15 protein-coding genes are annotated in these 18,333 nt (G+C 36.1%); 4 read left to right on the top strand and 11 right to left on the bottom strand.

From position 1 onward, the window contains the following. Position 1: 1 nt before the first annotated feature. On the bottom strand, positions 2 to 697 hold the full coding sequence (locus Bccel_RS25750) for a response regulator transcription factor (protein ID WP_036944846.1): 696 nt from the start codon (positions 695 to 697) through the stop codon (positions 2 to 4). Between the two features lie 159 nt (positions 698 to 856). After that, entirely contained in the window at positions 857 to 2,032 is a 1,176-nt protein-coding gene (locus Bccel_RS25745; protein ID WP_036944828.1) for a polysaccharide deacetylase family protein, read from the bottom strand. Positions 2,033 to 2,526: 494 nt separating this feature from the next. Between Bccel_RS25745 and Bccel_RS25740 the strand changes: the two genes are divergently transcribed. After that, positions 2,527 to 3,414: a L,D-transpeptidase gene (locus tag Bccel_RS25740; RefSeq protein WP_152966094.1), complete on the top strand. Its 888-nt coding sequence runs from the start codon at positions 2,527 to 2,529 to the stop codon at positions 3,412 to 3,414. 43 nt (positions 3,415 to 3,457) lie between these two features. On the opposite strand, the gene Bccel_RS25735 is transcribed toward Bccel_RS25740, so the two are convergent. The 9 genes from Bccel_RS25735 to nagZ form a co-directional block, all read right to left on the bottom strand. After that, on the bottom strand, positions 3,458 to 4,117 hold the full coding sequence (locus Bccel_RS25735) for a hypothetical protein (protein ID WP_036944829.1): 660 nt from the start codon (positions 4,115 to 4,117) through the stop codon (positions 3,458 to 3,460). A gap of 151 nt (positions 4,118 to 4,268) precedes the next feature. Continuing rightward, positions 4,269 to 6,452, bottom strand: a complete 2,184-nt coding sequence (locus Bccel_RS25730) for a glycoside hydrolase family 3 N-terminal domain-containing protein (RefSeq protein WP_036944831.1) — start codon at positions 6,450 to 6,452, stop codon at positions 4,269 to 4,271. A 66-nt stretch (positions 6,453 to 6,518) separates the two neighbouring features. After that, a complete protein-coding gene (locus Bccel_RS25725) occupies positions 6,519 to 7,310 on the bottom strand; it encodes an amidohydrolase family protein (RefSeq protein ID WP_036944832.1) in 792 nt (263 codons plus the stop codon). A 536-nt stretch (positions 7,311 to 7,846) separates the two neighbouring features. Then, positions 7,847 to 8,488: a hypothetical protein gene (locus Bccel_RS25720; RefSeq protein WP_036944833.1), complete on the bottom strand. Its 642-nt coding sequence runs from the start codon at positions 8,486 to 8,488 to the stop codon at positions 7,847 to 7,849. Continuing rightward, complete coding sequence (locus Bccel_RS25715) at positions 8,485 to 9,810, bottom strand: DUF58 domain-containing protein (RefSeq protein WP_050753866.1); 1,326 nt, start codon at positions 9,808 to 9,810, stop codon at positions 8,485 to 8,487. The genes Bccel_RS25720 and Bccel_RS25715 overlap by 4 nt, the downstream gene beginning before the upstream one ends. A 2-nt stretch (positions 9,811 to 9,812) precedes the next feature. Continuing rightward, positions 9,813 to 10,799, bottom strand: coding sequence for an AAA family ATPase (locus Bccel_RS25710; RefSeq protein ID WP_242853181.1), 987 nt, complete (start codon positions 10,797 to 10,799; stop codon positions 9,813 to 9,815). Then, entirely contained in the window at positions 10,777 to 11,928 is a 1,152-nt protein-coding gene (locus Bccel_RS25705) for a hypothetical protein (protein ID WP_036944834.1), read from the bottom strand. The genes Bccel_RS25710 and Bccel_RS25705 overlap by 23 nt, the downstream gene beginning before the upstream one ends. A 40-nt stretch (positions 11,929 to 11,968) precedes the next feature. Next, positions 11,969 to 14,683, bottom strand: a complete 2,715-nt coding sequence (locus Bccel_RS25700; protein ID WP_036944835.1) for a transglutaminase-like domain-containing protein — start codon at positions 14,681 to 14,683, stop codon at positions 11,969 to 11,971. A 111-nt stretch (positions 14,684 to 14,794) separates the two neighbouring features. After that, entirely contained in the window at positions 14,795 to 16,009 is a 1,215-nt protein-coding gene (nagZ, locus tag Bccel_RS25695; protein ID WP_036944836.1) for a beta-N-acetylhexosaminidase, read from the bottom strand. Between the two features lie 118 nt (positions 16,010 to 16,127). Between nagZ and Bccel_RS25690 the strand changes: the two genes are divergently transcribed. From Bccel_RS25690 to Bccel_RS25680, 3 genes are all read left to right on the top strand, one after another. Continuing rightward, on the top strand, positions 16,128 to 17,216 hold the full coding sequence (locus Bccel_RS25690; RefSeq protein WP_036944837.1) for an acyltransferase: 1,089 nt from the start codon (positions 16,128 to 16,130) through the stop codon (positions 17,214 to 17,216). Beyond that, positions 17,213 to 17,584 (top strand): ribosomal maturation YjgA family protein, encoded by a 372-nt coding sequence (locus Bccel_RS25685; RefSeq protein ID WP_036944838.1) that lies wholly within the window; start codon positions 17,213 to 17,215, stop codon positions 17,582 to 17,584. Before Bccel_RS25690 ends, Bccel_RS25685 begins: the two co-directional genes overlap by 4 nt. A gap of 114 nt (positions 17,585 to 17,698) precedes the next feature. Next, entirely contained in the window at positions 17,699 to 18,277 is a 579-nt protein-coding gene (locus tag Bccel_RS25680; protein ID WP_050754077.1) for a CAP domain-containing protein, read from the top strand. Positions 18,278 to 18,333: the final 56 nt, after the last annotated feature.

Below are 18,333 nucleotides of genomic sequence, written 5' to 3'. Positions count from 1 at the left end.
ACTATTCCGCCTTCCGCCATCTATATCCAAATCCCCAGACTGTCTCTATAAGCTTTGGATCGGATGGATCATCCTCAATCTTCTCTCTGAGCCTTCTAATATGGACATCCACTGTCTTTATATCTCCAAAATAGTTCCTTCCCCAAATATGATTTAATAACTCATCCCGGCTGAAGGCCTTACCTTGGCTCTCCATGAATACTTTGACAATTGCGAATTCTCTTGGCGTAAGCTCAATATCATTTCCATCCTTGTAAAACTTCTGTGCTGATATATCAAGCTTTATCTTTCCAGTTGCGATAATGTTTTTATCTTCTTCTGAGGGTTTGCTTATTCTTCTAAGGTTAGCCCTTATCCTTGCTACCAGTTCCAACGGGTTAAATGGCTTTACCATATAGTCGTCAGCCCCCAATTCAAGGCCTACAATTTTATCCATATCCTGGCCCTTAGCCGTAAGCATTATAACAACCGCATCGGACTTTTCTTCGCGAATCCTGCGGCATACCTCAAAGCCATCAATACCAGGGAGCATTATGTCCAGCACAACCACCTCTGGACTACATTCCATTAGTTTTTTGAGTCCGTCTTCCCCTGATTCAGCTTCTATTACTTCAAACCCACTTCTTTCAAGGTTTATATTAATAAACTTCCTAATGGAGCTTTCATCCTCAACAACAAGTACTTTAACATTTTCCATGTTTTTTACCCCGTATATTATATAGGAATCAATCATTTTTATGTAGATTCTCTAATAGATATTGTACTATATTTAAGCTTTAACCGCCATATAATTAAAATCAGTTATAATCTTACATTTGGCAGAACAAAATCACGAATGCTTTTAACGTTATAGTTTTCAGTATTTATCTGGTCTGACATTATCTATCACCGAATTGCAATCAAACAGATCTGCTAGCCTTTTGGGATAATTTAGGCTGATTCCGTCAATTGGCCTTCTGTCTGTAATTATGCAATCCTTTTTGTACTCGGTGATAGTTTCAGGCCCAACTCCGCAAAAAACATCAAACCCTTTATCCATTAAAAACTTAAATTTTGGGTCGGTATAATTGACAGTACTGCCAAAAGGATAAATATAGACGGATGTTGGTCCAATAAGGGGTTCCACCTCACTTTTCCAACGGTTGGTATCTCTCATGAGCCTGCTGATATCAATCTTATATGCATCCAGATGCCCGTATCCATGGCACGCAAAAGTCCATCCCGTAGACTTAAGCCTATTTACCAAATTTACTGCTTCCCGTTTTTCGTTTTCGTATGTTAGGGATTTTATATTGTTAGTTCTATAGCCTAAAATACCCTCATAGCCTGTTAATGCTATAATTCCCTTAGCACCTTCTAAAGAAAAATCCGGGTGTTCACTAACAAAATCATCTAATATAGGTACAATATCATTATCATTAGATATGACTGACTGTCCATTTTTATCTTTTGAATATGTCTTTACTATTTCATTATCATCTATTACAAGCTTATGTGCATTACCGTTATTAATCATATATTCATAATAGTTCATGTCATCAATTGATATTATTAAAGGCTTCTTCCCTTTTGGAAGCATTAGCCTTTTTTCCCTTAACATCTTTCTTCCGGCGATTTCAGCAGCATCGAAGGTATCATTAATATCAATCAGCATATAACCCTTTTGATAGAGGCTTTCTATTATCTTTTTAAACTCCTTCACCGTAACGAACCAATCATTATAACCCTCGGACAAATAATCACCATCAAAAGCCTTTTCCGGATATATTATAAGAGGGTGGAAAAAAATGTGATTTACAGTGCCTTTATATTCTACTAATTCCTCTTTATAGGAATTTTCATAAGGTTTATATTCCCTTTTTCTATCCACATACATACTTTCATAAAAATTATTGGCCTCATTAGCTGAATTTAGAATATTATTATTACTCACAGCAAGGATAGATTGTTCTTCAGAACTGCTGCACGCTGAAGACAGCACGATAAATAGCAACAGTATTATATTAAATTTTGCCTTTTTTCCACTTCTCACTTTTTTGCCACCCCCTATAAACTTTTCCATAATTTATTCCGATATTTATAATGTAAGATCTTTCAAATCTAAAGACTGCATAAAATCAATCAATTTTTTACATTGATTTTTATGTATTTGCACATTTAATATACAACTTTTCATATTACATTAATTTAAGAATTAATTAAGAATAATTACAGAACGGTTACATTTTGTAGATTAAATAAAATATTCTGCTCAAATCTCTTACATTTGCTTGTCCCAAATCCCATTTACCCCTTCATTATCTGCTCCGCAAAATGTAAGGTTATATACACTTTTTATAATATCTAAGTTGACAAAATCATATAATGATTTTGTTCTAGATAAATATATATGGTTTTAGAAAGCAAGTTCCCAGCATATAATGTTTATTAAGCTTGGGAACAGGTAAAATATAAGTGTACATGACATTTATTATTTTACTTATTTTTCAACTAATTATACATATTTAGGAAGTGATACTCTTGCATATGAAATTCAAAACACTTAAGGTAAAATCAACAAAGTTACTCCTATACCCACTTCTAATTTCATTTACAGCCGTATCCCTAACAGGATACACCTTTGGTAATGGCAGTACTACAAAATCTCCAAAAGAACCCATTTCTTATGTGAACACTTATGGTAAAAACATGAATAAAGGCTATGTATTAGACCTGATTAAAAAAGTACCAATTGTTGATTCTCGTATAAGAAAGCTGGTTAATGCAAACAGTTTGGCCGCATTAAAGAAACTCGGTTATTATCAGGAAAGGTTTAAAGATAAAAACCTAAATATAAGAAGTGCTCTTATTCACTTGCAAAGTGAAAATAATATCAAGCCTGACGGCAAATGGGATAAGCGAATAGCCGAAATAGTACTTAAAAAGCTTGCAGGCCTTAATACTACGCCTCCTGACAAGGTATTGGATATTCCTTCTGTAGGCCTATGGATTACAATTAACAAGTCAAAAAACATACTGACATTATACGAAGGGGGTAAACCTGTTAAGAAGTATCCTGTAGCTATAGGAAATCCTTCCACTCTTACTCCTTCGGGAAAATTCACCATAGTTAATAAAGTGGTAAACCCTGCCTGGGGCGGCGGAGGTTACGCTAAACCTATTAAAGGCGGTTCTCCATCCAATCCATTAGGATACAGATGGATGGGGCTTTCAATAAAAGGCGGATCATCTTATGGCATACACGGTACAACAGATCCCTACTCTATAGGTACATATGCTTCCCATGGCTGTATAAGGATGTTTAATTTTGATGTGGAAAGCCTTTTTCCCAAAATCCCCACGAGTATAAAGGTATTTATAGGCAATGAAGAGGAGCTTGAAATATGGGGAATTACACAGGGAGAAGTGAAGTAGAGACCAAAATTTAATTTCCCGGACATTAAAAAATGCGAGGACTTTATATCCCCGCATTTTTGTTAGCTCTTAACTTTTTATTGACCCCGATAAGGGATACAAGTGCCAAATTACTTCTTAGGAAATTATCATTAAAGTTTTCCGGTAAGCTTGATAAGTCCCTAAGTGCGACTGCATAAACATCCATGCCTTTCGCAGCCATATATTTAAATGTATCATATACTTCCCGTAAAACTTTTCTTGTTACCCTGACAAAACGTGATTCAATAAGAATATGCGTACAGCTTCTAAACATGTACTCTGCTGCTCCCCTAATTACAACCCTGAGTTCTCCATTTATAAGATGCACTGATGAGCTGAACCTGTTATCATGGTTGATATCCAGACCTGGCAGTTTTGGAGCTATACTTTCAATAAGCTTGGTGTCAAAACCCATTGACTCAGCATACGTCAATACTGCCTTTTTCAGCTTGTCTTCCTTTCTTCTGCAAACACCAATTTCATACTTTTCCAAATCTATTGTATTACTTAAAATCAATGAATGCATAAATACTCCAAAGCTTTTATCCTGCTCGTTTACCATTGAAGCGTCTTTTAACCTGCCATCCAAATAAACCTTATCAATATATGATTCCATATTATAGTTCTTTAAATGTAAATTCTTATTTTTAAAACTTGTGCCTTTATTAATAATAATGCCCATAGCAACCTCCAATTCCTCAGTTAGCCATCATCATTAAACAAGCAGGAGCAATAAAGTACAACATGTAATACTTTAACTATTTTAATCATATCGTAAATATAATTAACTTGTCAATGAACAAATTGTAAATTATTTATTAAAAATATTAAATTTACTCTATAACCCTTATAATATCCTTCAGTAAATCGCAGTCTCTTGAGGAACTTCCAATCATTATCTCAAACTCACCCGGTTCCACTACTCTTTTCAACTCTCTATTGATGAGCGATAGAGCCTCAGCAGGCAACTTAATCTTTACATTCTTTGTCTGTCCAGGATCAATTGTTACCCTTGCAAATCCTTTTAGTTCCTTTATTGGAGTAGTTACTGAACTGTATATATCATTTATATAAAGCTGTACAATCTCGGTTCCCTTTAATGAACCTGTATTTGTTATATCAACAGAAACAGTAATCTCGCCGTCCACACCTATTTCCTTCGGTGTAATACTCATATTGGAATACTTATAGCTGGTGTATGAAAGTCCATATCCAAAAGAAAATAGAGGTTCAGGGTCTACATCTATATATCTTGCCGGACCATGCCATCCTGAATACTGATTGTAGTAAACCGGCTGCTGTCCAACGTTTCTTGGGAAAGATATAGTTATTTTTCCGCAAGGATTATAGTCGCCAAAAAGAATTGCCGCTACTGCGTTTCCGCCTTCCATTCCAGGATTCCATGCTTCAATGATGGAGTCTGCATTGTCCTTTATCCATGGCACTGTCAGCGGTTTTCCATTAATAAGAACAACAACCAGAGGTTTTCCTGTAATTTTCAGTGCTTCAAGCAGCTTTTGCTGTGCACCAGTAAGATCCAAGCTTGACCTGTCACGGACCTCACCGTTTAAGAGTATTGTATCTCCCACGACAGCTATTACCATATCAGCTTCCTGTGCCAACTTAACCGACCCTGCAATGTTTTCCTTTGAAGCGTCAAGCATGTCACAGCCCCTGTCATATACTATTTCCACCTTATTGCCTGCACGTTTTTTAATACCATCCAAGATGGTGACTATGGGAGTTATATCATATTCATTATACTCAAGCATCGGCTTTTCAGGATAATATCTCGGACCAAAAGTCCAGTCTCCCAACTGTGCCTCGACATCATGGGCATTCGGCCCGATTACAGCTATCTTTCTTACTTTATCCGAAACAGGGAGTACGTTATTTTCATTCTTCAATAGAACAATAGATTCCAGTGCACATTCAAAGGATGCCTTTTTGTGTTCTGCACATCCTATTATACTCTGGGCTTTTGTAAAATCGGTGTACCGTTTATCATCAAAAAGTCCAAGCCTGAATTTTGTTTCTAAAATCCTTCCGCAGGCTTCATCAATGATCTCCTCTTCAATTACTCCCTCTTTTACAAGCTCTATCGCACATTCATAAAACTCCGGAGTTGACATCATCATGTCATTTCCTGCTAATATAGCAAGCTCTGCTGACTTTTTCATATCAGATGCAGTCTTCTGCAGCCTGTGCATATGTCCAACATTATCCCAATCCGTTACAATAAATCCATTCAGCTTCCACTCATCCTTCAATATATCCTTCAAAAGCACTTTGTTTGCTGTGCATGGAAGCCCGTCAATGGCGTGATATGCAGTCATAAATGTTGCACATCCTGCATCAGCAGCTGTTTTGAAAGGCGGTAGAAACGTAGACCTTACCTTCCTTTCCGGTACATCACACTCAGTCGAATCCCTTCCCCCCACGGTTTCTCCATAAGCTACATAATGTTTTGCACAAGCAAGTATGCTGTATGGGTCGGATAGCTTCTCTCCCTGATAACCCTTTACCATTGCTGCAGCTAAAATACCTGCCAAATAAGGATCCTCACCAAAGGTTTCATCAACACGTCCCCACCTTGCATCCCTGCCAAGGCAAATAACGGGAGAGAATGTCCAATGCAAGCCTGTCAAGCTAACTTCCTTAGCTGTAATAGCTGCCATTTCCTGCAATATATCCGGATTCCAACTGGATGCTGCAGCCAGCTGTGATGGAAACACTGTGGCACCACTGTAAAACCCATGGCCATGTATAGCATCAATACCAAATATAATAGGAATTCCAAGTCTGGTCTTACCGGCAATCTCTTGGAGCCTTTGAGCCTCCTTGCCTCTTACATGCAGAAAGGATCCTATGTGTCTTTCATTTATCCAGAACTCTGGGTTTTCTCTTCCATCAATCTGGCACATCTGGCCAACCTTTTCTTCAAGAGTCATCCTGCTTAAAAGATCCTTGGTTCTCTCTACTGGCGAATATGCCGGATCCTTGTATATTTCTTTCATACGGAACCTCCTTGTAATATATTGTAAAAACGAGATTTAAAAATTACTTACCCCTTCTTTAACATTTTAAATGTTAAAGAGCTTACATGCATTACTATATAATATCATTTCCTTTTCATTATCATCCAACTCCAGCTTATTAAACCTTTCCAATTCCTCTTTATGAGTCCACATGGGGTAGTCGGTACCAAAAAGTATCCTTTGTGCACCATGATTCCTGATTATATTTTTAACTTTATCCTTATCCATAAAAGCCAATGAGCTTGATGTATCAAAATATACATCCCTGCCAACAAGGCAATCCATCGATTCATCCCACATGCTATAACCACCAAAGTGAGCAGCAATAACAACTAAATCCTTAAACATGTCCAATACTTTTGCAAGCCTTTTTGGTCTTGAAGATGTTCTATTCTCATCTCCCATATGTATTAGTATCGGCAATTTTCCCTCTGCTGCCCTGTATATTTTCAAAACAGATTCATCATCAATATTGAAATCCTGAAAATCAGGATGCAGCTTTATACCCTTAAGTCCAAGGCTGATGATCCTGCTAACCTCAGTCTCAACATCCTCAACATCGGGATGAATAGTCCCTAATCCTATAAAGCAATCATGTTTTTTGCATGCATCTGCAATAAAGCTGTTTATGGGCTGTACCTGTTCTACTTTGGTAGCCGTTGAATTAACTATATACTTAACAACATTTATCTCTTTTCCATGTTCAATAAGGTCCTCACAAGTACCTGCACATGCCATAGGTATACCATAATAATAACCTATGGAACCAACAGCCTTATCCGCTATTTTATCAGGGAAAATATGTGCATGTGCATCTATAATACCAAACTCCTTCATAATGTCACCTTCCATCTATTACTTTCGATTATATGATACATTTATTAAAATAAAAATGCAACTTTATAACTATCACTAATATTACCATTTACCCATAAGCATACAAAAAAGACGATGTAAAATCAATTTTCATCGCCTTTTTGTATATTGTAATAGGAGAGAAGAAACTATTATTAATTATAATGCTTGTAATTATTTGGTAATATTTTTAGCCATTCCTTAGACTGTCTTGCCGAAATTTTGAGCGATAATTAATATATCAGCCATGTAAGTGCCGGACGTTCCTTACCACCTCATGTCATTAAATGGGCATTTGCCTTCTACGTCTAATTTTGAAGCCATCCCCATAGTGTTATTCCTTTAACATATTTACTTTCATACAGAACAGGAAACTTCTGTTTATACAAATTTTAAATGTAGAATATATTTAAGTTGCTAATATCAGTGCTTACCCCTTCGTTGTAATATTCGTACAAAAAATTATTTTGTGTACAAAATTTTTTTATTTTTTAAAGAGTTTAAAAAATTTTTACCCCTTAATCTTTTTCTTCTGTGCTTATACCTGCAAAATAAAACACTGCAAACGCTGCCGCCAAAGCACCTAAAATAGCCAGTACCACAGAACCCATAGCTTTAAACCTAGGTAAATTTGTTAATGAACCAAAAATCGAAATTGCGAATAGAGGCACGGCAGTAAAACCAACCGTAAAAATTAGCACATCCATCCTGTTTTTGTATGCTTCAATAGCATCAGATTCAAGAGCTCCCGATGCAATCCAGTCGTCATATCGGTTATCATACTTAATCAGCCTCTCTACAAGGAATATTCCCAATACAATGTAAATAATTATTAGGGCAGTCAGAATAAATGGATTCCTGTCACTTACCTTTAACCCCCAAATAATTTCAAACCAGTTAAGCTTGGAGTTATATAATACAGATGGAAAGCAAAACACCAGTGAAACAATATAAATAATTTTCTCCAGCCTGGCTCCAGCAAATATGGTCAAAAACACTACGCTTACTACAGCTGCATTTATAAAAATTACCGCATACATATATGATCCTGACATTTTAATCAAATAATCAAACCAGGATGTGCCTATAAGCAAAAAAAATGAACTGAAAAACATTGTACTTAATAGAATTATCTTTACAAGCCTTAAACGGTTTGTCATATACCTACCACCTGACTTATGAGTGCTTTGGAAAAACTCATTTGTGAAGGATCCCAATCAATCCATATGCATTTCTTCCTAAGCCTCTGTATATTTTTATAATCCCTAAGCTGCATAAGCTCCGCACACAGCATTTCCAAATCGGTGCTAGCCGTCATTCCATAACCGATTATGTTAACAACCATTATTTTAAAGCCGCCTCTTCTATATGACGTGTACTTTGACATTTCATCTATTCCATCTGACAATGCATCATAAAACTTGTCATAATACCTTGTAACTATTATAAATAATGGCTCTGATCCAGATATGTATTTTTTGTTGGAAATTATAGCCTCTTTTAATGTAATCTGCTTGTTACCATTTTTTCTTGCAGTTCCAATGCTGGAGCTGCACTTTAATATAGCTTTAAGTATCTTAAAATAATGTTTTTGACCTGACCCAGGATATATGAATTCCTGCATGTCATTGTAGGTACCAAAGGCCACAAATGCATTCTGTCTGAGATAAAAATCCGCTAATGAGTTTACTGCCTCCAGCCCTGATTCAAATGAATTTTTTATGTTTGAACCCATACTCATGCTTGTTGACACATTAAGATAAATCCAAACGGATTTTTTACCCTCTTTTTCATAATCATTGACTATTGGCCAGTATCCGCCCTTATTCAAGTTTCGGGCTGTTGCTTTCCAATTGATGGACTTAAAGGAATCACCATAACAATATTGCCTTATCTCCTTAAACTCAAGGGTGGACATTCCTAAATTTGAAACACTTCCTAAAGGCATAGGTATTTTGCTAAAGTTGGAAATGCTTTTTGCCTTTGTTGTATCAAAAAGCCTGGGACTAACCTCAATAATCTTAGGATCCCTTTCCATAAAACTGTGAACGTGTCCATAGATACAGTGAGAAACTTTTATAGCTGTATTTCCTATGTGGTAAGTGCCGGTAGTAGTACATCTTAATTTATATACCAGCCTATATTTTTGGGGTCCCATGCCCTTCCACAAGACTTTATAACTGCTGCCTTCAGTCACTTCAAAGTGCCTTGGAAGTATTTCCGAAATCTCAACAATTCCTGTACCATCATGAACTTCTATATCAAGGCTTATTTCAATAGTATCCCCCGAAAAAACCCTGTCTTTGGTGTAGCTTCTTTCAAAAGTAATTTTTGACGGGGGTTTAATTAATAGCCCTATAGCTGCAAACATAAAAGGAATAAAAGACAGCATTATAATTATTGTATTGGCAAAAAACACACCTATTAATAAAACCCAACAAAAGAGTCTTATCATTTTTACAACAGGATCCGGCAGCAACATATTTATATACCTCTCGTATATTCTTTAGGGACTTCAACGCCCTTTAATATCATATTTATAACTGTATCTGCTGTAACTCCCTCCAAAATGCTGTCAACGTTTAGCATCAGGCGGTGAGATAACGCATTTGAGGCAAGATACTTCACATCGTCGGGAATAACAAAACTTCTCCCATTTATAAGTGCAAATGCCCTAGTCAACTTAAGGAGAGCCAACCCTCCCCTTGGACTTGCACCCATCCTTACATTTGAGTTCTTTCGTGTAGCTCTTACAATTTCTGATATATATCTTATTATGTTTTCATCTACATAAACATTTTCGGCTTCATTCTGAAGCATTATAATATCATCTCTTGTTATAACGCTTTTAATCCCTTCCGTGGGATCATCCTTTTTCCACAATACTCTTCTTCTTAAGATCTCACTCTCTTTTTCCACCGAATCTAAATATCCCATTGAAATTTTCATGATAAACCTATCCATTTGAGCTTCTGGAAGCGGGTATGTACCTTCCATCTCAATTGGATTTTGAGTGGCCATAACTGTAAACAATTGTCCCATTTTATAAGTGATGCCTTCTATGGTTACCTGGTGCTCCTCCATGGCCTCTAGCAATGCAGACTGGGTTTTGGGCATGGCACGGTTGATTTCATCAGCTAAAAGAAAATTTGTAAAGATTGGTCCTTTTTCCACCTCAAAACTGGAGTTGATACCTTTCCAAACCTTGGTTCCAATAATATCGGCAGGCATCAGATCGGGAGTAAACTGTATCCTTTTCCATTCACACCCGGCAATTTTAGCAAAAACTTTAACAAGCAAGGTTTTTCCAAGCCCTGGATTATCTTCAAAAAGAATATGCCCTCCTGCAAGAAAACCACTTAATATTTTAACCAATACACTTTTATCGGCAGCAACAAATATCTTCCCTGCTTCATCAATGATTCTCCCACACATTGTCCGTATATCCTCAGTATTCATTTTGGTAAACATAGCCATTGTTCCTCCCGTAGTATTTAATATTCCAAATCACAACCTCAATAATTTTTTTTCGCTCGTCCATATTCATCTTCATAATATAGTTATACTCACCCCTATAACATACCTTGGGAACTTCCATTCCCTTAAAGTCAGTCAGTGGCTTAATCAAGCGGCTAATTTCCACATCAGGTATCATACGCTCCTTTGCCAGCCCCACAAGGAATGTCAGCATTCCTGACAACTCTCCCCTGCTAACATAATTATCAAGAAACATTGAGATCTCCCGTCCATCATAGCTTTTATTATATACAATCTCCTGTACATGTTTTCCAAACCTTTCATTAAACTGAGGTGCCCTTTCGCCCCGTATTTTACTGAAGGCTCCTATAAATATTATAAGTAGAATTAAAAATATGCCCACCCACTCAACATATACAAAAAGCTCCGGATAACTCTCATTAATCCTCACTCTTATATCTTTAAAGTATAAAACTAAAGCACACCCGACAAAAAACTTTAGCCAAGTGTTTCTTGAAAACCATTCTCCGATTTTTTTATAGATAGAGTAATCAGAAAGCTCCAGTATAGATATAAGAGCAGCAGCAAACAGCATTATATGTCCAAATAAAACCATATCCCCTAACGATATTGTCACTCCAATATCCCATGAACCGTTCTCCCACAAAACAAAAATCATCTGTCTTAAAACAAACCCCTGTAGAAAATACAAAAGTGCTTTAATAACTCTGGAAAATATAATATTATTTTTAATAAATTCATAGAAACAGCTGTTAAAGGTAACAATCAAAACTAAAAAAGGCACTCCAAAGCTTGCGGTATTCATTTTATCAGCTTCAGGTAAAAGAAACAAAAAAAGAAATATTGCAAAGCCCCAACCCACCATTACCGACATTCTTTCAAAAGCATTTGCCAGTTGACCTTTTAAGAGAATATTGATAATATTTCTGGCTAGATAACCCATAAGGACAGATATAGCTGGAATCAGCATAAAAAGCAGCCTAATCCTGATCCCGTCTTCCTGACCCAATCCCTTTATTCCCATTAATACTGATATTACTGTCAGTATAATTATTGCTGTAATGTATACGTAAATGGCGTTCTTACTGCTTTTGTTTCCCATTTCTTAATTCCTTTCAATGGTTATATATTAAAAGTGTTAATTATAATGAAGACACGAACTTGTAAAAACGCTCGTAATCCTCTCTTCTAACTTCATCACTGCTATATGCTGCTTTCTCCAATATCAGTATAAGGTCCTCTATGTTGCTGTCGGTATATCCATTTATTGCATTGCTCTTTTGGAAACTCTGCAGGTATTTTATAATTTCCCTGGGTGTAAGCCTCTTGGGCATCAAACCGAATTTATTATAAAGAATATCATTAAGCCTTTTTCCAAGAACCAAAACTTCCTCACCATAACATACAATGCGAATATTTCTACTTATATTTGCTCTACCGCCTGAATCCGGCAAAACACTAATCCTTTTCAAACCCTTTTTATCAAAAACCATGTCCAGCTCGTCAAAATTTCCATAAGAATCGTAAAATATCACCCTAAAGGGTTCGTTTATTCCCCAGACATCCTCAAATTCCGGCACTATGTCAGGAAATCTAATTTTCAACTCTTCAATATTTACATTATCTTCTGTGCGATACTTATTATTAAAATAATCAAGTCCGTTTCCGTAAGCTGATACTGCAGCAAGCCGCCTCTTTCTCCTAAGGAGAACAAATCCAATAATTAAAACAGCCAGACAAATCAAAATAAACAATGTTATTATAATCCTCCACCAATAGATTATTGTAAGATTCACATCCACTTCACCAGTTGACGGTATATAATAATCAGTTCCAATGTACTTGCCTGTCAGTACACCGAGATAACGAGAGAAGAAAATGTAATTTCCTTCAGGCTTAACAGTTTTGGAAATATCTACAGATGTAACAAATCTCCCGGCCTGCACCTCCCCTTTTACACTAACTAAGCCCATTTCTTTATCACTATCATGAGCTATATTGGTATATGATATCTCCACCTCACCATCACTCACAGGCTTTTTAGAAAGTCTCTCAAAAAGACTTGCATCTATAACAAGCTTGCTTCCATTATCGGTTATTTTAGGCTGTGCAATTGACATATCTGTTTCTGCCAGAACCTTAAGCTCCGGATCACTGTCCGATTCCTTATAAGTGGAATCAGCAAGCATCCTTGCTACAACCTGATAGCTTCCTACATCTATGTTCTCCTTCAGAATACAGTCAATGTCAAACACACCGTTCTTTACAATTGCCTTATCATAGGACAAGCATTCTTCTGACTTATCCTTCTTAAGGTAAATAAGAACCGTCTGTCCATTAAGAGCCTTTCCTGCTACATCCTTTACCGTACCTGCCACATTGAATCCCTCACCCTTTAAGGCAGTTTCATTCAACTTGGTAATATGAGTTATTGAAGGTTTGGGAGGATCAATGGGATTAATCTGTGCAAAATAATCCACCGGAACCCATCCATAGCCAAGAAAGCAAACCTCCGGATAAACACACATCTGATCGGCATATACAATCTGGTATTCGGCACTCGGGTCAGCTCTGTAACCGGTAACAAGACGTGCCGGAATATCAGCACATCTGAGTAGGGTAACAAATGTTGACACAAAGTCAAGTTGACTTCCCTTCCTATCATTTAAAAACCTGTATAAGGCATCCTCTCTGGCCCTGTTTTTTACAGTTCCCTTTGTGAAGTTGAACTTTAGATAATTTGCGATAGCTTCTATCTTCTCATATGGAGTTTCCAAGCCCTCCACAAGCTCCTCCACTCCACTGTTCAATTTGCCCAGGCTATCGGTATTATACAAAAATCTCGGATCAATATCGCTGTTTTCAAGGACATACCTGTCCGGCATTTCATTCTTTAAAAAAACCTCATAATAGTCATTTATCAAGAAATCTGAATAAAATACACCTTCATCAGGGTAATTGAGCAATCCTAAAACAGGCACTTTAACGCTCTGCATATTTACAGGCATAGGAATAAACCCTTTTGCAGGATTTATGAATTTTATTTTGCATGAATTTTCTTCATCATTATTATTTTCATTATATTTATATACTTTTGCTGTTTTTTCAGGGTTTGAATACCACTTACTGCCTGAATAGGTATCCTGAACAGTCATCTTTATAAAAGGGCTGTCCAGCTTTCCAAGAATCTCAAACAAAGGTACATGATTTCCTTTTTTAGCATTACTTATAGAGTATGAGTCACCATCCCCGAAATAACGCCCTTTAGGTAAGCTGTCGTCCTTGGATAAATCAATATTGAATTCAGGCCTCTGGTTTTTTAGTCTATTCCTTAACTCATCGGGTATGGTATAACCTCCTGAGTATCCGTCATCCCGCTCATTCCCTTCACCCTCGGAATCCCTTGGATTATCTTCATCCGGCCGTTCTCCATCCTGTCCGTTTTCAGAGGATTTTGATTCGGGATCCTGCGTCTCTCCATTATTTTCATGAGAATTATTGGGTTGATCAAAGTTGAAGTCTCTGTTCTCCCGATCCATACCTTCATTGTCCCAATCCCGGTTATCCCCTTCTGCTTCATCTTCTTCCAACTTATGATCATTTTTATCATCGGCTTGTCCATCATTTTGCCGGCTTTCATTATTTTCCTGATTATTACTATTATTATTTCCCGGGCTATTTTTATTATCTTTTCCGCTTCCGCTGTCAGCTGTCTTCTTGGATTCTCCCATATAAGTGAAGGACAGCATGTTGATGGATGAAATAATAAGCAGTGCCGAAACAAGGGTAACTAATGCAAGCAGCAAAGCTTTGAACCTATTGTCTTTTAGAATATTTTTTATATTAGAAAAATTCATAAATGACCGTCCTTATATAATAAATCAAATGTAACATATTTGTTTTATAATGCTAAAAAAAACCTTATCTTAATATTGTAAACAATTTATTATGATTTTTCTATGCTTATATTAACCTTTTTCTAAAACCCTTTCAATCTCTCTATTTATATTCCTTATATCCACGTTATGATTTTTAGTATCAGTCAACCCATATTTTACTTTAAGCTGAATTATTCTATATACACTTTCGTCTATACGCTTTTTTGATATAGTACCATCTTCTGCTGCTCGCTTTAATGCCTCAATAACCTTTAACTCTTTATCATATCCATGACAAACAAGCAATATATCACACCCGGCATTAAAAGATTTAACGGCAGCGTCATCAATTACAAAATTCTTTTCGATTGCACCCATAGTAAGGTCATCAGTCACCACAACACCCTGAAATCCCATATTATTCCTCAGAATATTGTTTACAATCTTATAGGACATGGATGCAGGATATTTTTCATCAATCTTTTTCATAAGGATGTGTGCAATCATTACCGTATCGGCATCATTTTGTATAGCTTCGGCAAAAGGTATGAACTCAAAGTTTTGCAATCTATCCAAGCTATGATCTATAACTGGCAAGCCCTTATGTGAATCTACCGTCGTATCCCCATGCCCTGGAAAATGCTTTACAACAGGTATAATATTCTTTGATTGAAGTCCCTTCATGGTGCTTACTCCAAGCCGCTTTACAATATCAGGTTCAGAACCTAAAGCCCTGTCATCAATTACCTTATTAAGCGGATTGCTGTTAATATCAAGAACAGGTGCAAAGTCCATATTAAAACCCATCTGACCAATCATACTTGCAATAGCACTTCCAATACCGAAAGAAAGATTCTCCTTATTTTTCTTTCCTATATCCCTAGCTGAGGGAATCTTCTTAAACTCATCCGGCATCCTTGATATCCTTCCGCCTTCCTCATCCACTGAAATAAATATCGGCAATTTATTAACGCTGTTTACTTCCTTGATTGAATTTATAAAGGCTGCAGCCTGTGTAGCACTTTTTATATTCTTTTTAAAAAGTATAACACCACCAACATAGTGCTTCACGACTAATTCCTTTATATTGGAATCCAAGGTTTTGCCTTCAACCCCTACCATTACCAACTGCCCTATTTTTTCTTCCAAAGTCATCTTGTTTAGTTTTTCCATTATCTCATCACTTCTTGGAGTGCTGGTTTTATGGGTCACTGTAGGAGTCGTTTCAGGCAAAGTTGTATGTGCACAAGATGTCAAAAATGTAAATATTAAAATGATTATCGGTATAACAAGCTTTCTATCCATACTCATTCCCCAATTTCATGATTATTTTAATGTATATATTGTACTTGCAATGCATGCTATTATTCAATATAATATCTGCATATGCTTAAGCATAAATAATTTGGAGGATTCTAATCTTATGAAGGTACGTCTTTATGAATTTGATTTTATTCGTGCAATATCAGCATTATCAGTGATAGCAATTCATACAACAAGTGCCTACATACTTACAAACGATATAGGATATGTTTGGAATCAGTTAATACGATACGCTGTACCAATGTTTATAATTATTTCCGGCTTTTTATTATACAATTCAGACAGAAACAAAGAAATGGGATATCTGAGTTTTTTAGCAAAGAGGTTAAACAAGATACTCATCCCATATTTTTTATGGTCGGCAATATATGCTCTATATAATTTCAGAGGTTCAATTATCCATGATCATTCTTTAGGAGAAATTGTGCCATACTATTTAAAGCATTTACTAACCGGAATAGATCATCTTTACTTCATGGTTATTATATTCCAGCTGTATTTGCTTTATCCCTTATTAAAGTGGTCATTTAAAAAGGGTCATGATAAACTTGTATTACTGCTGGCTTTTCTAATGACCTTTTACTTCCAGTTGGCATCATATGTTAGTAATTGGGGGTATTTAATATTACCGAAAAAATTATTGGTCTATAATTACATTTCATTTCCATGTTGGATATTCTATTTTGCCCTGGGTATGTACCTGGTAACCCATATGGATAAATGGAAGGATAAAGTTACAAATATCAAATTAAACATTTCATTAGCTTGGTTTATTTGTTCTGCACTGCTAATTGCAGAGAGCAAAATTACCGGGACTTTTGAATCTTCAATGAAACCGATAATAATAGTTTACAGCATCATAACATTTTTCCTGTTCTATTTGGTTTCGAAGTATATTGCCACAAAGACATTTATTCAGAAAATATTCACATGGATATCCGAACAATCATTTATAATATATTTAAGCCATATCCTGATAATGAGGTTGGTCCGTGCTGCTGCTTATAGAATAGGTTTTACTAATATTTGGGACTCCCTTTCCGGCATGACTCTATTTTTCATCGTTACTGTATTATCAACACTTGTATTCACATATTTATTGAGTTTTATCCCATTTATCTCCTGGCTTGGAGGAGTAAGCATCAAAAAACAAACAGTTTTTAACAAATCACAGGAGTTATCACTTTGAAAAAACGTTTAATGTATTTTACCTTATCAATATTATGCTTCTTATCATGTATCATTATAGTAAAGCTCTTTGACGATAATCTGTTTATCAGGGGTTTTACCGGAGATATAATTGTAATTTTGCTTATTTATTTTCTTGTAAAGGCAATTTATGACGTTAAGCCATCGCATCTTGCCATCTTAGTTCTCGGTTTGGGTTTTATCACAGAATTTCTGCAATATGCCAAACTTATAAGATTGTTAGGACTTGAACAAAATACAATAGCAAAGCTCATAATAGGATCAGTCTTTGATCCTTTTGACTTGATTGCATATACTTTGGGTGCAATCACAGTTTATATAATTGATACAAAATTAATAAGACATTAAAATAATTTCATGAATAAAGAATAATTGCCTGACATAATATCCTGTGCCGGACAAAGAATATTTGTGGAGGTGATTAATTTGAAAAAAATATTCTTTTTAGCATCATTATTTATTATGCTATGCACTGTGCAGGTTTATGCACAAAACACTACTTATACCGTACAGCCGGGTGATACCATTTGGAAGATTGCAGTTAAGCACCAGGCTGGTATTAATGAAATATTGACACAAAATCCACAGGTTAAAAATGCAAATTTGATATATCCTGGACAAAAGCTCATAATTCCTTCTCAAAGCAGCACAAAAGCCTATGAAGATGAAGTTCTGAGACTGGTTAATGTCGAAAGGGCAAAAAACGGCTTGCCTGCTCTAAAATCTGATTGGCAGCTTTCAAGGGTTGCGAGATATAAATCCCAGGATATGGTTAACAAGGGTTACTTCTCGCACACATCACCAACATATGGTTCGCCATTCAAGATGATGGAATCCTTCGGTATTCGTTTCTCAGCTGCAGGTGAGAATATAGCATACGGTCAAAGAACACCTGCTGAGGTTATGAATGGGTGGATGAATTCACCAGGACACAGAGCTAATATTCTAAGCCCTTCATTTACACACATTGGTGTTGGTCTTGCAAAAACCAGCAGTGGTGTTAACTACTGGACTCAGATGTTTATGAAACCTTTAAGTTAGGCTTTAAGGATAAATATAACCAGCCGTTTTATATAAAATTATTATATAAACCAGCT

Origin of the sequence: Pseudobacteroides cellulosolvens ATCC 35603 = DSM 2933 (assembly GCF_001262605.1) — a bacterium.
GTDB classification, from domain to species: Bacteria; Bacillota; Clostridia; order Acetivibrionales; family DSM-2933; genus Pseudobacteroides; species Pseudobacteroides cellulosolvens.
Note: the sequence above shows the minus strand (reverse complement) of the source record. Positions and strands in the feature narration are given on the sequence as shown.